Origin of the sequence: Yersinia sp. 2545 StPb PI (genome assembly GCF_052217125.1) — a bacterium.
In the GTDB taxonomy this organism is placed as follows: Bacteria; Pseudomonadota; Gammaproteobacteria; order Enterobacterales; family Enterobacteriaceae; genus Yersinia; species Yersinia enterocolitica_E.
The window spans coordinates 4,633,060-4,652,213 of the sequence record NZ_JAZGPY010000001.1 but is presented as its reverse complement, the minus strand read 5'-3'; the positions used below and the strand labels follow the sequence as shown (position 1 = coordinate 4,652,213).

The following is a 19,154-nucleotide window of genomic DNA, read 5'->3' as shown; positions in this document are numbered from 1 at the left end:
ATGAATGCAACAGCGGTAGCAGCGGCGGTGACCGGCCGTCAACTGCATAAGTTTGGTGGTAGTAGCCTTGCGGATGTGAAGTGTTACCTGCGGGTGGCCAATATTATGGCCAATTACAGTCATCCTGGTGATCTGATGGTGGTGTCTGCGGCAGGCAGTACCACCAACCAACTGATTAGCTGGTTGAAACTGAGCCAAAGTGATCGTCTTTCTGCTCATCAGGTGCAACAAAATTTACGTCGTTATCAACATGATCTGATCAGTGGTTTATTGTCTCCAGAAATGGCCGAACCGCTGATTAGTGAGTTTATCCATGATTTGGAGCGTCTGGCGGGCCTGCTGGATAACAAAGTCGACGATGCAATTTACGCCGAAGTGGTGGGGCACGGTGAGATTTGGTCCGCCCGTTTGATGGCGGCGGTTTTAAACAAGCAGGATATGAACGCCACCTGGCTGGATGCCCGTAGTTTCCTGCGTGCAGAGCGTGCGGCACAACCACAAATCGATGAAGGCCGTTCTTACCCGCTGTTACAACAATTAATGGCCCAGCACCCACATCAACGTTTGGTGGTGACAGGGTTTATCTCGCGCAGTAATTCCGGTGAAACCGTGCTGCTGGGGCGTAACGGCAGTGACTACTCGGCGACACAAGTCGGGGCGCTGGCGGGTGTCGAGCGCGTGACCATCTGGAGTGATGTTGCTGGGGTATACAGTGCTGACCCACGCAAAGTAAAAGATGCCTGTCTGTTACCGTTGCTACGATTGGATGAAGCCAGTGAATTGGCCCGTCTGGCAGCACCGGTGCTGCATACCCGCACGCTACAGCCGGTTTCAGGCAGCGATATCGATTTACAACTGCGTTGTAGTTATCAGCCAGAGCAGGGTTCAACCCGCATTGAGCGCGTACTGGCATCAGGTTCGGGGGCGAAAATCGTTACCAGCCATGATGATGTCTGCCTGATCGAATTGCAGATTGCCGGTCATCACGATTTCTCGCTGGCGCAGAAAGAGATTGATTTGCTACTCAAACGTGCGCAAATCAAACCGCTAGCCACCGGTATTCATCCCGATCGCAATCTGTTGCAACTCTGCTATACCTCCGAAGTAGTTAACAGTGCACTAAGAGTGCTGGAAGATGCCGCGCTGCCGGGTAAATTATCCCTACGCGAAGGGCTGGCACTGGTCGCACTGGTGGGCGCGGGGGTCTGCAAGAACCCACTGCACAGCCACCGGTTCTACCAACAGTTAAAAGATCAGCCAGTTGAGTTTATTTGGCAGGCAGAAGATGGGATCAGCATGGTGGCCGTTTTGCGCCTTGGTCCGACTGAACACCTGATTCAGGGCTTGCACCAGTCACTGTTCCGTGCAGAAAAACGCATTGGTCTGATGCTGTTTGGCAAAGGTAATATTGGTGCCCGCTGGCTGGAACTGTTCGCCCGCGAGCAGAAGAATATCTCGGCGCGCAGTGGTTTTGAGTTTGTGCTAGCAGGTGTGGTGGATAGCCGCCGCAGCCTGTTAAGTTACGATGGGCTGGATGCCAGTCGGACATTGGCATTTTATGATGACGAAGCCAAAGAGCAGGATGAAGAGTCGCTGTTTTTATGGATGCGAGCACACCCGTTTGATGATTTGGTGGTGCTGGATGTGACCGCTAGTGAGTCGCTGGCCGGACAATATCTGGATTTCGCCAGCTACGGTTTCCACGTTATCAGCGCCAACAAACTGGCCGGAGCATCCAGTAGCAATAACTACCGCCAAATTCGCGATGCTTTTGCCAAAACCGGCCGCCACTGGCTGTACAACGCCACGGTGGGCGCTGGCTTACCGGTTAACCACACGGTGCGTGATCTACGTGATAGCGGCGACAGTATCTTGGCGATCAGTGGTATCTTCTCCGGCACGCTGTCGTGGTTATTCCTGCAATTTGACGGCACGGTACCCTTTACCGAATTAGTAGATCAAGCCTGGCAACAAGGTCTGACTGAGCCAGATCCACGGGTGGATCTTTCAGGCCAGGATGTGATGCGTAAACTGGTGATTCTGGCCCGTGAAGCGGGTTATGACATTGAACCGAATCAGGTGCGGGTGGAGTCGCTGGTGCCTGCTGGTGCTGATGTGGGGTCGGTAGATCAGTTCTTTGAAAATGGCGAAGCATTGAATCAGCAAATGATTCAGCGCTTAGAAGCCGCGAATGAGATGGGGTTGGTGTTACGTTACGTGGCACGCTTTGATGCTAATGGTAAGGCTCGAGTGGGCGTTGAAGCAGTCCGTGCTGACCATCCGCTGGCCTCATTGCTGCCGTGCGATAACGTCTTTGCCATTGAGAGCCGTTGGTATCGCGATAACCCACTGGTCATTCGTGGCCCAGGTGCCGGGCGTGATGTTACTGCTGGTGCAATTCAGTCTGATTTAAACCGCCTGTCTCAATTGCTGTAATTTGCATTAACTCGCCTCTTCTGCTTAAGCGGAGGAGGCGAAACTGCCTCTTTAACCCATCCCCTCTTTAATGCCGGTCCCCAAGAGCGCATATTGCTGACAGGCAGTAAGCGAATACCGCGAACCCCTGTAACTTCAAGGGTTAGAGGTCTACATGAATTTTCCGCGTATGGCGTGTGAAGATTAATCATCACCCTAAACTTATTTAAAAGTTGACTCTTTAGCCAACTTCCGTCATTTTCTATTTAGCCGTCTAAACGTATAGACGCTCATAAATGAGCGGTAACAGATAACATAAGTCGTCATAACGACAATGGAGTAACAGGGTATGAGTTTTTTCCACGCCAACCAGCGGGAAGCGCTGAATCAAAGTCTGTCAGAGTTGCAGGGTCAGATTAATGTTTCTTTTGAGTTTTTCCCGCCGCGTACCAGCGAGATGGAAGAGACCCTGTGGAGTTCGATTGATCGTCTGAGCACCCTGAAACCCAAGTTTGTCTCGGTGACTTATGGCGCGAACTCTGGCGAGCGCGATCGTACCCACAGCATCATCAAAGGGATAAAAGAGCGCACTGGCCTGGAAGCCGCACCACATCTGACCTGCATTGATGCTTCACCGACTCAGTTACGTGATATTGCTACCGATTACTGGAACAGCGGTATCCGTCATATCGTTGCTCTGCGAGGGGATTTGCCACCGGATAGTGGTAAACCAGAAATGTACGCATCTGATTTGGTGACCTTGCTGAAAGACGTAGGGGATTTTGATATCTCGGTGGCGGCTTATCCAGAAGTCCATCCTGAAGCTAAAAGCGCGCAAGCTGACCTGATCAACCTCAAACGTAAGATTGATGCGGGTGCTAACCGGGCAATTACCCAGTTCTTCTTTGATGTTGAGAGCTATCTGCGTTTTCGCGACCGCTGTGTGGCTACCGGCATCGACGTTGAAATCGTGCCGGGCATTTTACCGGTATCCAATTTTAAACAGCTTCAGCGCTTTGCCACCATGACCAACGTGCGGGTACCACACTGGATGACCAGTATTTTCGAAGGGCTGGATAATGATCCTGAGACGCGCAAAATGGTGGGTGCCTCAGTGGCGATGGATATGGTGAAGATTTTAAGCCGTGAAGGGGTGAAGGATTTCCATTTCTATACCTTGAATCGGGCAGAGTTGAGTTATGCGATTTGCCATACTCTTGGGGTGAGGCCGTAAGTTGTTAAAGGGGCGCTGGCCCCTTTTCATCATAATCATCAAGTAAACAAAAGATAATCAGGGGAATCGCTTCCCCCAAAATCAATGGTTAACCTGTATTGCGCATGCCCGCAGCGACACCGGCGATAGTCACCATCAATGCCTGCTCAACACGGGCATCTGGGTGCTCATGCTGGCGCGAACGGTGCAACAGCTCAGCTTGCAGCACGTTCAGTGGATCGGTATACACATTACGCAACGCGATCGATTCCGCAATCCACGGTAAATCAGCCATCAAGTGGTCATCGTTGGCGATAGCCAGCACCACTTTAATATCCGCGGCTAACTGGTCACGTAATTGCTGACCCAACGGCCACAGTGATTTATCCACTAAACGTTGGTCGTAATACTCCGCCAGCCACAAATCAGCTTTGGCGAACACCATTTCCAGCATCCCGATACGGGTAGAGAAGAATGGCCAGTCACGACACATCGTGGCTAATACTTCTTTCTTACCGGCATCAATCGCTTTTTGCAAACCGGCCCCCGCACCCAGCCAGGCAGGTAGCATCAGGCGGTTTTGTGTCCAAGCGAAAATCCATGGAATGGCACGTAAGCTCTCGACTCCGCCATCCGCACGGCGTTTTGCCGGGCGAGAACCCAATGGCAACTTACCTAATTCCAGCTCTGGGGTCGCGGCGCGGAAGTAAGGGACAAACTCAGGATTCTCACGCACGTAGCCGCGATACATATCGCAGGAAGCGTCCGATAGAATGTCCATCACCTCAACCCACTCTTTCTTCGGCTCTGGCGGCGGTAACAGATTGGCTTCCAGAATCGCTCCGGCATACAGCGCCAGACTGCTGATAGTGACTTCCGGCAGCCCAAATTTAAAGCGGATCATCTCGCCTTGTTCAGTGACGCGTAAGCCGCCTTTTAAGCTACCCGGAGGCTGAGAGAGCAGAGCTGCATGTGCAGGCGCACCGCCACGGCCGATAGAACCGCCACGACCGTGGAACAGCGTCAGAGAGATACCAGCCTTCTCACAGGTTTTGATCAACGCATCTTGCGCACGATATTGCGCCCAGGATGCTGCCATTACGCCGGCATCTTTTGCCGAGTCGGAATAGCCAATCATCACCATCTGCTTGCCTTGGATCAGGCCGCGATACCAGTCGATATTTAGCAACTGGGTCATCACTTCGTCGGCATTGTTCAGGTCATCAAGGGTTTCGAACAATGGCGCAACTGGCAGCGTGAATGGGCAACCCGCTTCTTTCAGCAGTAAATGTACTGCCAGCACGTCTGATGGCACTTTAGCCATGGAGATAACGTAAGCGGCGATAGAGCCTTGTGGTGCTTCGGCAATCACCCGGCACGTTTCCAGCACTTCTTGTGTATTAGCACTCGGTTCCCATTTCAGCGGAACCAGTGGGCGCTTGGAGTTCAGCTCGCGGATCAGGAAGGCTTGTTTGTCCGCCTCAGACCAGCTTTCATAATCGCCGAGGCCCAGATAACGGGTCAGTTCAGCGATGGCATCGGTGTGGCGGGTACTTTCCTGGCGTACATCGATACGCACCAATGGCACACCAAAACAGCGTACGCGGCGCAGGGTGTCCAGCAGTTGGCCGTTAGCAATGATCTCCATGCCACAGGCTTTCAGAGACTGATAACAGGCGTAAAGTGGGTCCCACAGTTGGTCATTACTCACCAGCAAATCAGTCGGTGGCAAGACACGTTCGCCTTTCAGACGGTCTTCCAGATAAGCCTGAGTATTGGTCAACTGGGTACGGACGCGTTTCATTAATTCGCGATAAGGTTCGACCACCTCTTCGCCACCGGCCAATTCACGCAGTTCCGGGGTACATTCCGACATGGACAGCTCTGATACCAACACTTGAATATCACGCAAGAACAGGTCGGTGGCTTTCCAACGGCTGAGTAACAGCACATGGCGGGTAATTTCAGCGGTAACGTTCGGGTTACCGTCACGGTCCCCCCCCATCCAAGAGGTGAAGCGTATTGGCACGGCCTCTACAGGCAAGCGGTAATCGAGCGAGTTTTGTAACTGCTCGTTAAACTCACGCAGGAATGCGGGCACACCTTCCCACAGGCTGTTTTCAACCACGGCAAAGCCCCATTTGGCTTCATCTACTGGGGAAGGGCGTATTTTACGAATTTCGTCAGTATGCCACGATTGTGCAACTAACTGGCGCAAACGACGCATGATCTTGTTGCGTTCGTAATCGGCTAAGTCATTGTGATCCAACTGGCTCAGGCAGGTATTCACTTCCACCAGTTTGTGGATCAGGGTGCGACGTGTAATTTCGGTTGGGTGAGCGGTTAACACCAACTCAATGGATAACTCATCAACCGCGCTGCGCATATCTTTCTCACTCAGCTTTTTATCTTTTAAGCGAGTGAAAAGCTGGGCTAGAGCTTCTGGGTTACTTGCGGCTTCACCGTGTGGTGAAATACTGTGATATTGCTCTGCCGTATTCGTCAGATTGAGGAATTGGCTAAAAGCACGGGCTACCGGCAGCAGCTCGTCGTTGGACAGATTTTGCAGCGTGGTCAGCAGTTCTTGACGGCTCGCTTCATTACCAGCACGCGAAGATTTGGATAATTTACGGATGGTTTCTACTTTTTCAAGGATGTGTTCACCAAGCGCTTCTTTGATGGTGTCCCCGAGTAGCGTACCGAGCATACTGACGTTACTTCGCATTGCGGAATATTGTTCGTTCATATGACCCCTGACCCATATCCCCTTCGCCCTTGACGCCGCAGGGTGGTTAGCGACGCTTACTCACCTGAATCACTGACCGGTGTCAGCTTATCGGGATTAATGAGCCTCAAAGAGGCTCACCCTGCGGGCTAGCATAAATGCTGTTCAAATCGGTCTTCAACCGATTTGTCTTTCACTTGCTGCCTACCTGCAACGCCAATGACTTTGGGTATAAACTTTTATGGTTTCTTTTTGTAAATTAATTTCACCCAAAAGGCCGAGATGGACAATTCCACTCGCCACGTTCAATTCCATACTCCAATTGACACTATTTTTAGCAAAAAAACATCAATTTTAGGGATATTGCTGAAATTTAATTACCAAGGTCAGGTTATCAGTCTTCCTAATAGGCAAAATTGATCGCCTACCCCATAAGAGGTAATTACTGCTGGCAGAAATGGTCAACCAACTGACCAATCAGCTCGCGGGTTGGCTCGATAAAGGCCATATCGATAAATTCATCTGGCTGATGGGCTTGATCGATCGAACCGGGTCCCAGCACCAGAGTTGGGCACACTTGCTGGATAAACGGCGCTTCGGTGCAGTAGTTCACCACCGCGGTACGCTCACCCAATAATTTCTCGATAACCCCTACCATATGGTGATCGGTTGGGCATTCATAGCCTGGGATCGGTGGATGCAGTTCGTCAATGCTCAAACGGCCTGGCCAGCGCTGGCTTACCGGTGTCAGCGCTTCGGTCATTAACTCATTCAGATCACTTAATGTCAGGCCTGGCAACGGGCGGATATCCATATGCAATTCGCAGCAAGCACAGATGCGGTTTGCCGCATCACCGCCGTTAATATGACCAAAATTCATGGTGGGATACGGAATAGTAAACGCCGGATTGTGATAACGCTCTTGCAACTTGGTGCGTAGCTTCATCAATTGAGTGATAGATTCATGCATTAAATCAATGGCATTCACCCCACGTGCCGGATCGCTAGAATGCCCAGACTGACCGGTAATTCGGATAGCATTGGAAATATGCCCTTTGTGCGCCCGCACCGGTTGCAGCGAGGTTGGCTCACCGATAATGGCAAAATCTGGGCGCAACTGGCTGGAGGCGGCAAAGTAGCGCGCGCCTGCCATGGTGGTTTCTTCATCGGCGGTTGCCAGAATATACAGCGGCTTGCTCAGTTTGCTGGCATCGATATCGCGCACCGCATCCAGAATAAAGGCGAAAAAGCCTTTCATGTCGGCGGTACCCAAACCATACAACTTATTGTCATGTTCGGTCAGGGTGAACGGTGAGCGCGTCCAACGCCCTTCATCAAAAGGCACTGTATCGGTATGACCCGCCAGCAATAATCCACCATTGCCTTCTCCAATGCTGGCAAGCAGATTAAATTTGTGGCGTGTATCGGGCACGGGTTGGATCTCGACACGAAAACCCAAGTCTGCAAACCATCCGGCCAACAAGTTGATTAACGCCTCATTACTTTGATCGAGAGCGCTATCGGTTGCGCTGATCGATGGCGTCGCGATTAACGCCCGATACAGCTCAATAAATGGAGGTAATTTCATCTTCACTGTTGACAGCCTTTGGTTAGGATAGTATCAATATTCATGCAGTAATTATGAATAAAAATACATTAAGCTTGAGCGTAAGGGAACCGAAAAACACCCTTAAATTTACGAAAATGTCAACGCTAAATCACGAGGGGAACAGCAAAACCTTGCTGAAAACCCAAATACCGGTTTTGACTACTTATGTCTTTATACCGAATTACATTTTTATACCCAAAGTACTTGGAGTTGCAGGTAGGCGGCAAGTGAGTAATAAGCACTGCTGCAACGTCAAGTAAGCAGGGTAAGGTGAACTGAACCCATGTTGAATACGCTAATTGTTGGTGCCAGTGGTTATGCCGGAGCGGAGCTTACGGCTTACCTGAGTCGTCACCCACATATGAACATAACCGGTTTAACGGTTTCAGCGCAAAGTGCAGATGCAGGAAAATTACTTTCTGACCTGCATCCGCAGCTAAAAGGCATTATTGATCTCCCGCTGCAACCCTTGGTGGATGTGGCTCAGGCGGCAAAAGGGGTTGATGTTGTGTTCCTCGCTACCGCCCACGAGGTCAGCCATGATTTAGCGCCGCAATTTTTAGCTGCCGGTTGTGTAGTATTCGATCTCTCCGGTGCGTTTCGGGTTAAAGATACGGCGTTTTACCGTCAGTATTATGGTTTTGAACATAAACATCCCGATTGGCTGGATAAAGCCGTCTATGGGCTTGCTGAATGGCAGGCAGAAGAGATTAAGCAGGCACAGTTGATCGCGGTACCAGGCTGTTATCCAACCGCATCGCAATTAGCGCTTAAGCCGTTGGTTGATAGCAAATTATTGAATGAAGCACAGTGGCCGGTGATTAATGCGGTCAGTGGCGTCAGCGGCGCAGGGCGTAAGGCCAGTATCGGCAACAGTTTCTGTGAAGTGAGTTTACAGCCCTACGGCTTGTTTAATCATCGTCATCATCCAGAAATTGTGGCTCACCTTGGCACGCCAGTTATTTTTACCCCGCACTTGGGTAATTTCGCCCGGGGCATTTTGGCGACCATTACCTGCCGTCTGAACGCGGGTATTACGGCGCAAGATATTGCCGACGCGTATCACCATGCTTATCAGGATAAACCGCTGGTGCGGTTGTATCAGCAGGGTGTTCCCGCGTTGAAAGCGGTGGTTGGTTTGCCTTTCTGCGATATTGGTTTCTCGGTGCAAGGCGAACATTTAATTATTGTCGCTACTGAAGATAACCTACTGAAAGGTGCGGCAGCTCAGGCTGTACAATGCATGAATATACGTTTTGGTTTTACAGAAACCGAGTCTCTGTTGTGGGGCAAGGTAAGTCACTAGCCGAAATTGCTGGTTGCGGTCATGCCTGTAAACCCATAAATTTTACCCGATTAAATAAGGCGCAAAAATGATGAATCCGTTAGTCATTAAATTAGGTGGCGTGTTGCTCGACAGCGAAGAAGCGCTGGAACGCCTGTTTACTGCATTGGTGACTTATCGCGAAAAGCATGAGCGCCCGCTAGTGATTATGCACGGTGGCGGTTGTCTGGTTGACATTCTGATGAAAAAACTCGCTTTGCCAGTAGTGAAGAAAAACGGCTTACGCGTCACCCCTGCTGATCAGATTGATATCATTACCGGCGCACTGGCTGGCACCGCTAACAAAACCCTGCTGTCTTGGGCGGTGAAACATAATATTAATGCTGTTGGCTTGTGTCTGGGCGATGGTGGAACCGTCTCGGTAACGCTACTGGATGCCGAGCTGGGGCATGTGGGTAATGCTCAGCCGGGATCACCTACTTTGGTGAATACCTTGCTGGCTGCGGATTACATGCCCATTATCAGCTCCATTGGTATTACTGCCGACGGCCAACTGATGAATGTGAATGCCGATCAGGCAGCCACCGCGTTAGCCGCCACCCTTGGGGCAGATTTGATCTTGTTGTCTGATGTTAGTGGCATACTGGATGGTAAAGGCCAACGGATTGCTGAAATGACGGCGCAAAAGGCCGAGCAACTCATTGCTCAAGGCATCATCACCGATGGTATGGTAGTTAAAGTGAACGCAGCACTGGATGCAGCACGCTCACTAGGCCGCCCGGTAGATATTGCCAGTTGGCGTCATGCGGATCAGTTACCGGCACTGTTTAATGGTGAGCCAATTGGCACACGTATTCTGGCCTAAATACCCTTCTTATTTGAAGTTGCAGCGCTGTTAGCGGCTCTTACTCACCCGAATCACTGACTTGAGTCAGCTCAACGGGATTCGTGCGTTTGCTGCCTTGCTGCCACTCCAACTACTTTGGGTATATTATGAGTTTTTATTCTGAAACTAGGGAAGAAAGATTATGGCATTGTGGGGCGGGCGGTTCAGTCAGGCGGCAGATCAGCGTTTCAAGCAATTCAACGATTCACTGCGGTTTGATTATCGGCTGGCGGAGCAGGATATTATCGGTTCTGTTGCCTGGTCGAAAGCGCTGGTGACGGTTGGGGTATTAACGGCTACCGAACAGCAACAACTGGAACAGGCACTTGATGCATTGCAAAAAGAAGTGCAGGCCGATCCGCAGGCTATCTTGCACAGTGATGCTGAAGATATTCACAGTTGGGTCGAAACCAAACTGATTGATAAAGTTGGCGATTTAGGTAAAAAACTGCATACCGGCCGTAGCCGTAATGATCAGGTGGCGACCGATCTGAAATTGTGGTGCAAATTCCAGATTACTGAATTACAAACTGCGGTTAAGCAGTTGCAGCAGGCGCTGTTTGCCACAGCCGAAGCGAATCAGGATGCCGTCATGCCGGGTTATACCCACTTGCAACGTGCTCAACCGGTGACTTTTGCTCACTGGTGTCTGGCGTATGCAGAAATGCTGTCGCGTGACCAAAGCCGACTGCAAGACACCCTGACGCGCTTGGATGTCAGCCCATTGGGCAGTGGGGCATTGGCAGGTACTGCCTATGACATCGATCGCGAACAACTGGCTAGCTGGTTAGGTTTCGCCTCTGCCACTCGCAACAGCCTCGACAGTGTTTCAGACCGCGACCACGTCTTAGAGCTACTGTCTGATGCCAGCATCGGCATGGTGCATTTGTCTCGTTTTGCTGAGGATCTGATCTTCTTCAACAGTGGCGAAGCGGCTTTTGTTGATTTATCGGATCGTGTGACCTCCGGTTCTTCCTTGATGCCACAGAAGAAAAACCCAGATGCGTTGGAATTAATCCGTGGTAAATGTGGCCGGGTACAAGGTGCATTGACCGGAATGATGATGACGTTGAAAGGCTTGCCTCTTGCTTATAACAAAGACATGCAGGAAGACAAAGAAGGGCTGTTTGATGCGTTGGATACCTGGCTCGATTGCCTGCATATGGCGGCGCTGGTATTAGACGGTATTCAGGTAAAACGGCCACGTTGTAAAGAAGCGGCAGAACAGGGTTACGCCAATGCCACTGAACTGGCTGATTATCTGGTCGCCAAGGGCGTACCCTTCCGTGAGGCGCACCATATTGTTGGTGAAGCGGTCGTTGAAGCTATTCGTCAGGGTAAAGCGCTGGAAGCACTCTTGCTGGCTGATTTGCAGAAGTTCAGCGCAGTGATTGGCGATGATGTTTATCCGATTCTGGCATTGCAATCTTGCCTGGATAAACGTGTTGCTAAAGGTGGGGTCTCACCACAGCAAGTGGCTTCTGCTATTGTCGAAGCGAAAGCACGCCTAATTTAATTAGTTAGCTATTAATATTGATAATGGGCCGCTTTATAGTGGCCCATTTTACATTTAAACGTATTTGAAATAATTTACATGTTATTTTTCATATTGTTTTATTTTGATTGACGTTACTCTAACGATTATTTTTCTTATTTAATCTACGTTATAAAACCAATATTTTCAGCCTAATAAGATTTTAATTTTAATATTCAGTTGAGTTTATACCTCTTAGTGATTATGATAATCATTATCAACCAGTGGCGTTGTAGTGAAACCTCTACTAAGATTAAAAATAGAGACATATAATTCAAAATAGCCGAAAACCTATTTTATTCCTGCATTACCTGATCCATTAATAAAGTGGCTGGGCTGCTATTAGATTTAATTCTTTATGATTTTTCTATTTTGAAAAAGGTCAGTCATATCGTTAATAGATAATGACTTTCCTTTGTTCAAACATCTCTGGTTATCCGGCATTAGATTTATTGCTGGCCATTATCACGTCTGCTATTCAAGAACTAAAATAGTTAACAGGTTAATTATATTCATATCGTAAGGATGAAATCTAATAAATGGACAATATAGTGAGAGATAAAAGAAAAATAATAACCTCAATGAATAAAATTGCCCTTGGTATATTTATAGCTCTGGCAACAGCGCAAGGCTATTCTGGCAAAGTTCGTGCGGAGGCAACGGTAACCCCTTCGGCTGAAAATGATATGCTATTGGATAAACTCAAGGTAGAAGGAGCGAATAACTCCCAGGACGGTGACTGGGTATATGATGAGCTGCACTCAGTCAGTGAAATCTCTCGCGAACAATTGGATAATCGCCCTGCCCGCCATGCGGCAGATATATTGGAACAAACTCCCGGTGTCTATTCCAGCGTCAGCCAGCAAGACCCCGCGCTTTCCGTGAATATCCGTGGTATCCAAGACTACGGCCGCGTCAATATGAATATTGACGGCATGCGGCAAAACTTTATGAAAAGCGGTCATGGTCAGCGCCATGGTGTGATGTATATCGATCCAGAAATATTGAGTAGTGTTGTGATTGAAAAGGGGGCCACCAGCGGTATGGGCGGTGCTGGCGTCATTGGTGGGGTTGCCACCTTTAATACAGTCAATGCCAGTGATTTCCTCGAACCGGGCAAAGAACTGGGGGGGCAAATACGTGCCATGACCGGTGATAATGGCACTCAGTTTATTGGTGGTGGTGTCCTGGCGCTGGGTAATGAATATGGTGATCTATTAATTGCTGCCAGTGAGCGCAATCTAAAAGATTATTGGCCCGGCAATAAAGGGGATATTGGTGCTCTTCGTTTTGGCAGAGAAGCCGCCCCAGTTTTAGGCAGAGAAATTACAAATAACAAAGTTGAATTTGCCAACTATAAAATGAGCTCACGGCTCGCTAAACTGGGCTGGAATTTGCCCGCCGACCAACGGCTGGTACTCAGCTATTTGCAAACGCAAATAAATAGCCCCAATGCCAGTATGTTAACGCAGATTGTCGATAAGTCAGATCCCTACCGTAGAATTAAAATGGGCTGGAAAAAGAGCAGCGTAAGTGATGTGCTGAACCGTAGTATAGGGTTGGATTATAGCCTCAAGCCTGAACATATTGCCTGGCTGGATGTGGCGGCTAAAATCTATTACGTTGATACCAATGATGAAACCGATACCCTGTGTTCTGATGCCGTTTTTTGTAAAAAGTTTTGGACTCAAACCCGTTTGAACACCCGTGGTTTACAACTGCAAAATACCAATTACTTTACCTTCGCCGACCACCATCAATTACAAGTCAAATATGGCCTCGAGTGGTTTAGTGACCGCTCCACCGGCAACTCAACTCAAGAAACAATGCTGGGTGTCACCCCACCCGGCAAGCGCACCATGACCAGCACCTTTGCCCAGTTGAATTACGAACATGCAGACTGGCTGCGGCTGGAAGGTGGCCTGCGTTATGATCAATTTCGCTTAAAGGGTAATACCTGGATGCAGAGCAAATCTTTCCTTAGCAACTATTCCCGTGAAAACCCATGCAACACAAAGATACATGAGCAACATCTCGCTGAAAACAGGCGGTGCTCCTATAATAACACGGTCAAAATGACCTGGGATGTGGATCGCCGTGAACAACAGCTTTCGCCCACCTTGGCTATCGGTATCAAACCTGGTGTGCAGTGGCTGGAGTTTTTTGGTAATTACGGCAAATCCTGGCGGCCACCGGCGATTACCGAAGTGCTGGCGACCGGCAGTGCACATGGTCACGGCTGGATTTTGCCCAATCCGTTTCTGGCCGCAGAGCATTCCAAAGCCTGGGAAGCGGGCATTAATATTCAACACAGTAATCTGTTTAGTGAACAAGACCGCCTGGTGGCCAAAATGGCCTACTTTGATACCCGCGTCAGCAATTATATTAATCTTGAATTATCCAAGACCAAACCACTGCTAGGTTACGGTTCCTTTGCAAATGCTACCTACATTAATAATTTATTGGCAGCCCGTTTTCGTGGTCTTGAATATCAATTAAGCTATGACATGGGTTTTTTTTATACCAGTTTAAATTATACCAGAATGATTGGTGTTAATAACTTTTGTTCTAAAAGGGCTTGGTTAGGTGGAGCGCAAACCTTTACATCTAATAAGGATGGTATTTATCCTCTCGAAAATGATAACATGAACAATATGATTGATTGCTTGGCGGGGAATAACTTATTTGGTTCTTCTGCTTATTTGCCCGGTGATCGTGGCAGTTTAACTTTAGGTGGAAGATTATTTGATAAAAAGCTAGATCTCGGCACCATTATTCGCTATAACAAAGGACATCAAGACGCATCGGTTATTAATAGCTACGGCCACGCTAATACCGCTTATGTTGCGGATTGGCCGAAATATACCTTATTTGATCTTTATGCTAGTTATAAGGTAACTAATAATTTAACTTTGCGTAGCACAATAGAAAATATAACTAATCGCGCTTATATAGTCAGTTATGGTGATTCACTTTCTTTTGCGCCAAATCGTGGTCGAACTATTCAGGGCGGTTTTGAATATAAATTTTAGTTATCAATGTTAAATATGAAGCCTTAAATAAACATACTAAATATGAATTTAAAATCTTCAGATGGAATAATAACTTCGTCTGTAGTCACACTGACTCAGTGATGAGTCATATAATGGTTGTTAACAATAAGGAAATTTATCATGACAGTAACGATCCAATATCAAAGCCAATTCAGTAACGACACTCTAACCTCTTATACTCAGCAGTGGGCTACCATTCATGGTGATATAAAAGACACGCAGGCACCAGGCTATGCCAAGGACGTTGGTCAATTTTCTGGCGGGGGGTGGTTTAGTGGTAACCAATATTCAATTGGCAGCTCTCATAGTGGTGCTAGTACTGCAATGATCGTAGAGGGTGATTTGAACTATAATATGGCCCACCATACCTTCCACGGGAAAATGGCAAACTTGGAGTTGGGTAAAAACTTGAAAGATAACTCAGATATCACTGGTAAACAGCTTGACCAAGTGGAAGTGAAATTGAGTGGCATAGATCTGACCGGTGAATTTGACCCTACCAAAACAATGGTAGAAAACCATCAAGGGGATATGCATAAAGCCACCTACGGTTTGATGAGAGGCAATGCAGAACCATTGTTGGAAATCCTCGCCGCTAAGGGTATTGATGTGAATACCCCACTGAAGGATATGCCAATCGCCAGCCAATTTGACGTTATGGCGTCAGATGCACCAATGATTGATACCGTTGGTGTGATTGAAAGCAGCGATATGTTGTTAGCCGCTTAATAAATAGAACCGCCGGGAAAGGATTTTCTGGTTGATTCTCGCTGCTGTGTAATATGTGTCAGTGTATTTGTAATGAGTATAAGTGCGCCACCACCGTACTCTGGTAGATCTGGTTTCTTCTTGGCTGCGGCGGTGGTTCATATTGATATTTTAAATATTAGATTAAAATTCGCAGATTAATTTACCTACAGAATAATATAACTTAATGATGAGTGATATTTTTAATTAAAGGGATTTTAATATGACTGTGACGATTAAGTATCATGAAGAATTTAAAAATGAAACTATCTCTTCTTATACCTACTGGTGGGCCACTGATTTTGGTGATATAGCTCAAAAGTCGGGTGACGGAGGATATAGTATTTACTCGGCTGGTCCAAATTCGCCCACCGTTGGTATAAAACTCGCGATTCAAAATAGCTCCCCTCAAAGTAAAGCTGCAATAGTGATGGAATCTAAGGGAGTACACGCGGCGATGGTTATGGAAGCTCACGGAGTGAAGTTATCCGAAGTGTCTCCCATCATTCCCGGTGAAAACGAAAGTCTGCAATTTGGTGCGAATTTAATTCCTATTCCTGATATTAACTTAGAGGATCCTCAGTTTCATCAGCTTCAACTCCAGCAAGTGCAACTGAAATTCAGCGGATTAGATATCTCAAATGATATTGATATCTCTTTTTTAGAGATCCTTTATGCAATGCTTAGAGATAATAGCTATCCGAGTGATATGGATCTTGGTGTCTATGGCCTGCTGAGGGGCAATAACGCTTCCATACTAAAAATACTCGAATCCCAAGGTGTAGATGTAAACACGCCACTCAAAGATTTGGCGCTTGCCAGTCAGTTTGACGTTATTGTTGATATACCCGTCATTGACACCGTGGCTGATAGCAGTGAGCTATTATTAGCCGCTTAACGTTTAACAAAGTTAGTGTTGTATATTAACTTTAAAATTATTTAAGTGGATTAAATAATTTATTCAGTAGTAAAGATTGTTCAATGATAAAGTATTATTTAAAATTAAAAGGATATCATTATGACAGTAACTCTAAAATACAATGAATCAATTAAATATGAAACTATTTCCTCTTATGCTCACCAGTGGGCTGCGGCTTATGGTGACTTAATTAACATACCCAACATCCATGATAATTATACTTTTTCCAGCGGCACTGATATGGATAATAATAGAATCGCTCTGGCTGAATTTCAAAACCCAGATGGGCCAGCCGCGCTAATTATTGGTGGAACTCTATTGGGCGATAATGGCTTCATGGAACGGGGGAATTACATCCAATCCTTAGAATTTGGTAATTCATTTGTTCCTAATGCAGATAACACCTCTAATACCCCTAAGCAGCTTGATCAAGTACAGTTGAGACTAGATGGTTTAAGTATTGACGGTGATTTTTATTATTCGGTATGTTCATTGTCCAGAACGATGCATGCAGAGCCAGGAAAACCTTACCAAGGTGGCGAGGGTGAAGGCATTTACAATTTATTGAGAGGTAATGCTACCCCTATGCTGGAACTCCTCAAAGCCCAAGGTATTGATGTAAACATACCACTTAACGATATGGCGACTGCCACTCAGTTTGACGTTATTGTTGATATGCCGGTTATTGACACTATTGGTGTAACTGACGGGAGTGACATATTATTAGCCGCGTAATAAAGACAACCGACAAATAACTTTCTGGTTAGAAAAATAATACTACCGCCATATCCTCTAATTCACTTTTTATTACTATATAGGCGGTAGTTCATTTTGTTGCTTTTCTGAAAATGACTTTCTTTTGAACATCAATCTGTTCTGATAAATATATATTACTTTAATTTAATATCAGTCGCAGGAATTATTACGAAGAATATACATTCTGTATGGAAATTGATGCCATGGAATCAAGCAAAAACGCTAGCTCTTCGTCGGCATCGCCAACGATATTCTCAGCTCTGGCCCATCATAAAAAAAGTCTCTGGGGTATAGGGCTATTTACTGCTGTAATCAATCTGCTGATGTTGGCACCCGCAATCTACATGCTACAAGTTTATGATCGTGTTCTCGCTTCAGCGAATACCATGACGCTATTAATGCTGACGATTCTAGTATTGAGCATATTTGCCTTTATTGGACTATTAGAATGGATTCGCAGTGCGGTAGTTATTCGGCTGGGCACACGTATTGATATGCAGCTTAATCAACGAGTCTTTAATGCTGCTTTTGCTTCCCAACTTATGGGCCATAAAACACCTGCGGCTCAGGCATTGAATGATTTAACTTCTCTGCGCCAGTTCGCGACGGGCAGTGCTTTGTTTGCCTTTTTTGATGCGCCGTGGTTCCCGTTGTATTTGCTGGTGATTTTTCTCCTCCACCCTTGGCTGGGGGCACTGGCAGCCGCCGGCGCTTGTATATTGATATTTTTGGCTTGGCTCAATCATTGGATATGTAAAAAGCCGCTAAAAGAAGCCTCAATAATCACGGCACAAGCAACACAGCATGCTAATGCGAATTTGCGCAATGCAGATGCCATCCAAGCAATGGGGATGTTAAAAGCCTTACGTGAACGCTGGCTGAGGCAACACTCTCAATTTCTCTATCAGCAAAATGTTGCCAGCGATAAAAGCAGCCGCGTGACGGCTTTATCCAAATCTAGCCGTCAGGCGTTGCAATCTATGATGTTGGGGCTAGGCGCGTTGTTGGTAATCGATGGTGCTATTACCGCAGGTGTGATGATTGCTGGCTCTATCTTGGTCGGTCGGGTGTTAGGGCCAATTGATCAACTGATTGCGGTTTGGAAACAGTGGAGTCACACGCGACTGGCCTACCAACGTCTCTCTTATCTGTTGGCGCAACAGCCTCAACCCGCTACTGGTATGATTTTGCCGCCTCCACAGGGCAAATTAAGCGTCACACAACTTACAGTTTGCAAACCGGGAACACATATTCCGGTATTGCAATCTATCAACTTTGAACTGCAACCCGGTGATGTGCTTGGCATTTTGGGGCCGTCAGGCAGTGGTAAATCCACTCTGGCGAAGTTGTTGGTCGCAAGCCAATCTGCATTCAGTGGCTCGGTTCGTCTAGACAGTGCAGACATTTCTCAGTGGGATAAAAGCCATTTAGGGGCCTTTATTGGTTATCTACCCCAAGATATTCAGCTATTTCGCGGTTCAATTGCTGAAAACATTGCGCGTTTTGGCCCGATTGATAATGCAAAAGTTATTGCTGCCGCACAATTAGCCGATGTGCATGACTTGATTCTGCATCTACCGCAAGGCTATGACTCTCAGCTAGGAGACGAAGGCGAAGGGTTATCCGGCGGCCAGCGGCAGCGAATCGCCTTGGCGCGGGCTGTGTATGGGATACCAAGGCTTATCGTATTAGATGAGCCAAATGCCAGTTTGGATAAAGAAGGTGAAAAAGCCTTATTAGCTGGCATTTGCCAGCTAAAACAGCAGGGCAGCACGATTGTGATGGTCACCCATAAACCAGAACTGTTATCGGGTAGTGATTACTTATTGTTTTTAAAAAGTGGGCAAATAGAGCTGTTTGATCGTACTCAGAGCATATTGAAAATAAAAGATAAAGCAGCAGTTGAACCTGAGACCAAAGCATTTAACACGCGTAATGGCTGGGGTAGTGGGGTGTCATATGACGTTGCTCCCATTCGCACCGCATCACAAAAATAAACACCACGGAGGGAG

The 19,154-nt window shown here is 47.3% G+C and carries 12 protein-coding genes; 10 read left to right on the top strand and 2 right to left on the bottom strand.

The annotated features are described in order from the left end of the window. Both V1955_RS21560 and metF read left to right on the top strand, forming a co-directional pair. Positions 1-2,436, top strand: coding sequence for a bifunctional aspartate kinase/homoserine dehydrogenase II (locus V1955_RS21560; RefSeq protein ID WP_083161790.1), 2,436 nt, complete (start codon positions 1-3; stop codon positions 2,434-2,436). A gap of 328 nt (positions 2,437-2,764) precedes the next feature. Continuing rightward, positions 2,765-3,649: a methylenetetrahydrofolate reductase gene (gene metF / locus V1955_RS21555; protein WP_083161792.1), complete on the top strand. Its 885-nt coding sequence runs from the start codon at positions 2,765-2,767 to the stop codon at positions 3,647-3,649. 88 nt (positions 3,650-3,737) lie between these two features. Here the strand turns inward: metF and ppc are convergent, their stop codons facing one another. After that, on the bottom strand, positions 3,738-6,374 hold the full coding sequence (gene ppc, locus V1955_RS21550; protein ID WP_083161794.1) for a phosphoenolpyruvate carboxylase: 2,637 nt from the start codon (positions 6,372-6,374) through the stop codon (positions 3,738-3,740). Between the two features lie 421 nt (positions 6,375-6,795). Then, positions 6,796-7,941, bottom strand: a complete 1,146-nt coding sequence (gene argE / locus V1955_RS21545) for an acetylornithine deacetylase (RefSeq protein ID WP_193784854.1) — start codon at positions 7,939-7,941, stop codon at positions 6,796-6,798. Positions 7,942-8,245: 304 nt separating this feature from the next. On the opposite strand from argE, the gene argC reads away from it, so the two are divergent. The 8 genes from argC (at position 8,246) to V1955_RS21505 (ending at position 19,139) form a co-directional block, all read left to right on the top strand. After that, positions 8,246-9,268, top strand: coding sequence for an N-acetyl-gamma-glutamyl-phosphate reductase (argC, locus tag V1955_RS21540; RefSeq protein ID WP_083161798.1), 1,023 nt, complete (start codon positions 8,246-8,248; stop codon positions 9,266-9,268). Positions 9,269-9,338: 70 nt separating this feature from the next. Beyond that, the gene (argB, locus tag V1955_RS21535) at positions 9,339-10,112 is read left to right on the top strand and encodes an acetylglutamate kinase (protein WP_083163986.1); all 774 of its coding nucleotides are present in this window, start codon (positions 9,339-9,341) and stop codon (positions 10,110-10,112) included. Between the two features lie 163 nt (positions 10,113-10,275). After that, positions 10,276-11,649 carry an argininosuccinate lyase gene (gene argH, locus V1955_RS21530; protein WP_442821379.1) on the top strand — a complete coding sequence of 458 codons (1,374 nt, stop codon included), beginning with the start codon at positions 10,276-10,278 and terminating at the stop codon, positions 11,647-11,649. Positions 11,650-12,206: 557 nt separating this feature from the next. Beyond that, positions 12,207-14,699, top strand: coding sequence for a TonB-dependent hemoglobin/transferrin/lactoferrin family receptor (locus V1955_RS21525; RefSeq protein WP_193784759.1), 2,493 nt, complete (start codon positions 12,207-12,209; stop codon positions 14,697-14,699). 141 nt (positions 14,700-14,840) lie between these two features. Continuing rightward, entirely contained in the window at positions 14,841-15,449 is a 609-nt protein-coding gene (locus tag V1955_RS21520; protein WP_083161802.1) for a heme acquisition protein HasA, read from the top strand. 241 nt (positions 15,450-15,690) lie between these two features. Then, positions 15,691-16,365 carry a heme acquisition protein HasA gene (locus V1955_RS21515; protein ID WP_372569779.1) on the top strand — a complete coding sequence of 225 codons (675 nt, stop codon included), beginning with the start codon at positions 15,691-15,693 and terminating at the stop codon, positions 16,363-16,365. 120 nt (positions 16,366-16,485) lie between these two features. Continuing rightward, positions 16,486-17,121 carry a heme acquisition protein HasA gene (locus V1955_RS21510; protein ID WP_372569778.1) on the top strand — a complete coding sequence of 212 codons (636 nt, stop codon included), beginning with the start codon at positions 16,486-16,488 and terminating at the stop codon, positions 17,119-17,121. A 224-nt stretch (positions 17,122-17,345) separates the two neighbouring features. Further along, positions 17,346-19,139 (top strand): type I secretion system permease/ATPase, encoded by a 1,794-nt coding sequence (locus tag V1955_RS21505; RefSeq protein ID WP_083163988.1) that lies wholly within the window; start codon positions 17,346-17,348, stop codon positions 19,137-19,139. Positions 19,140-19,154: the final 15 nt, after the last annotated feature.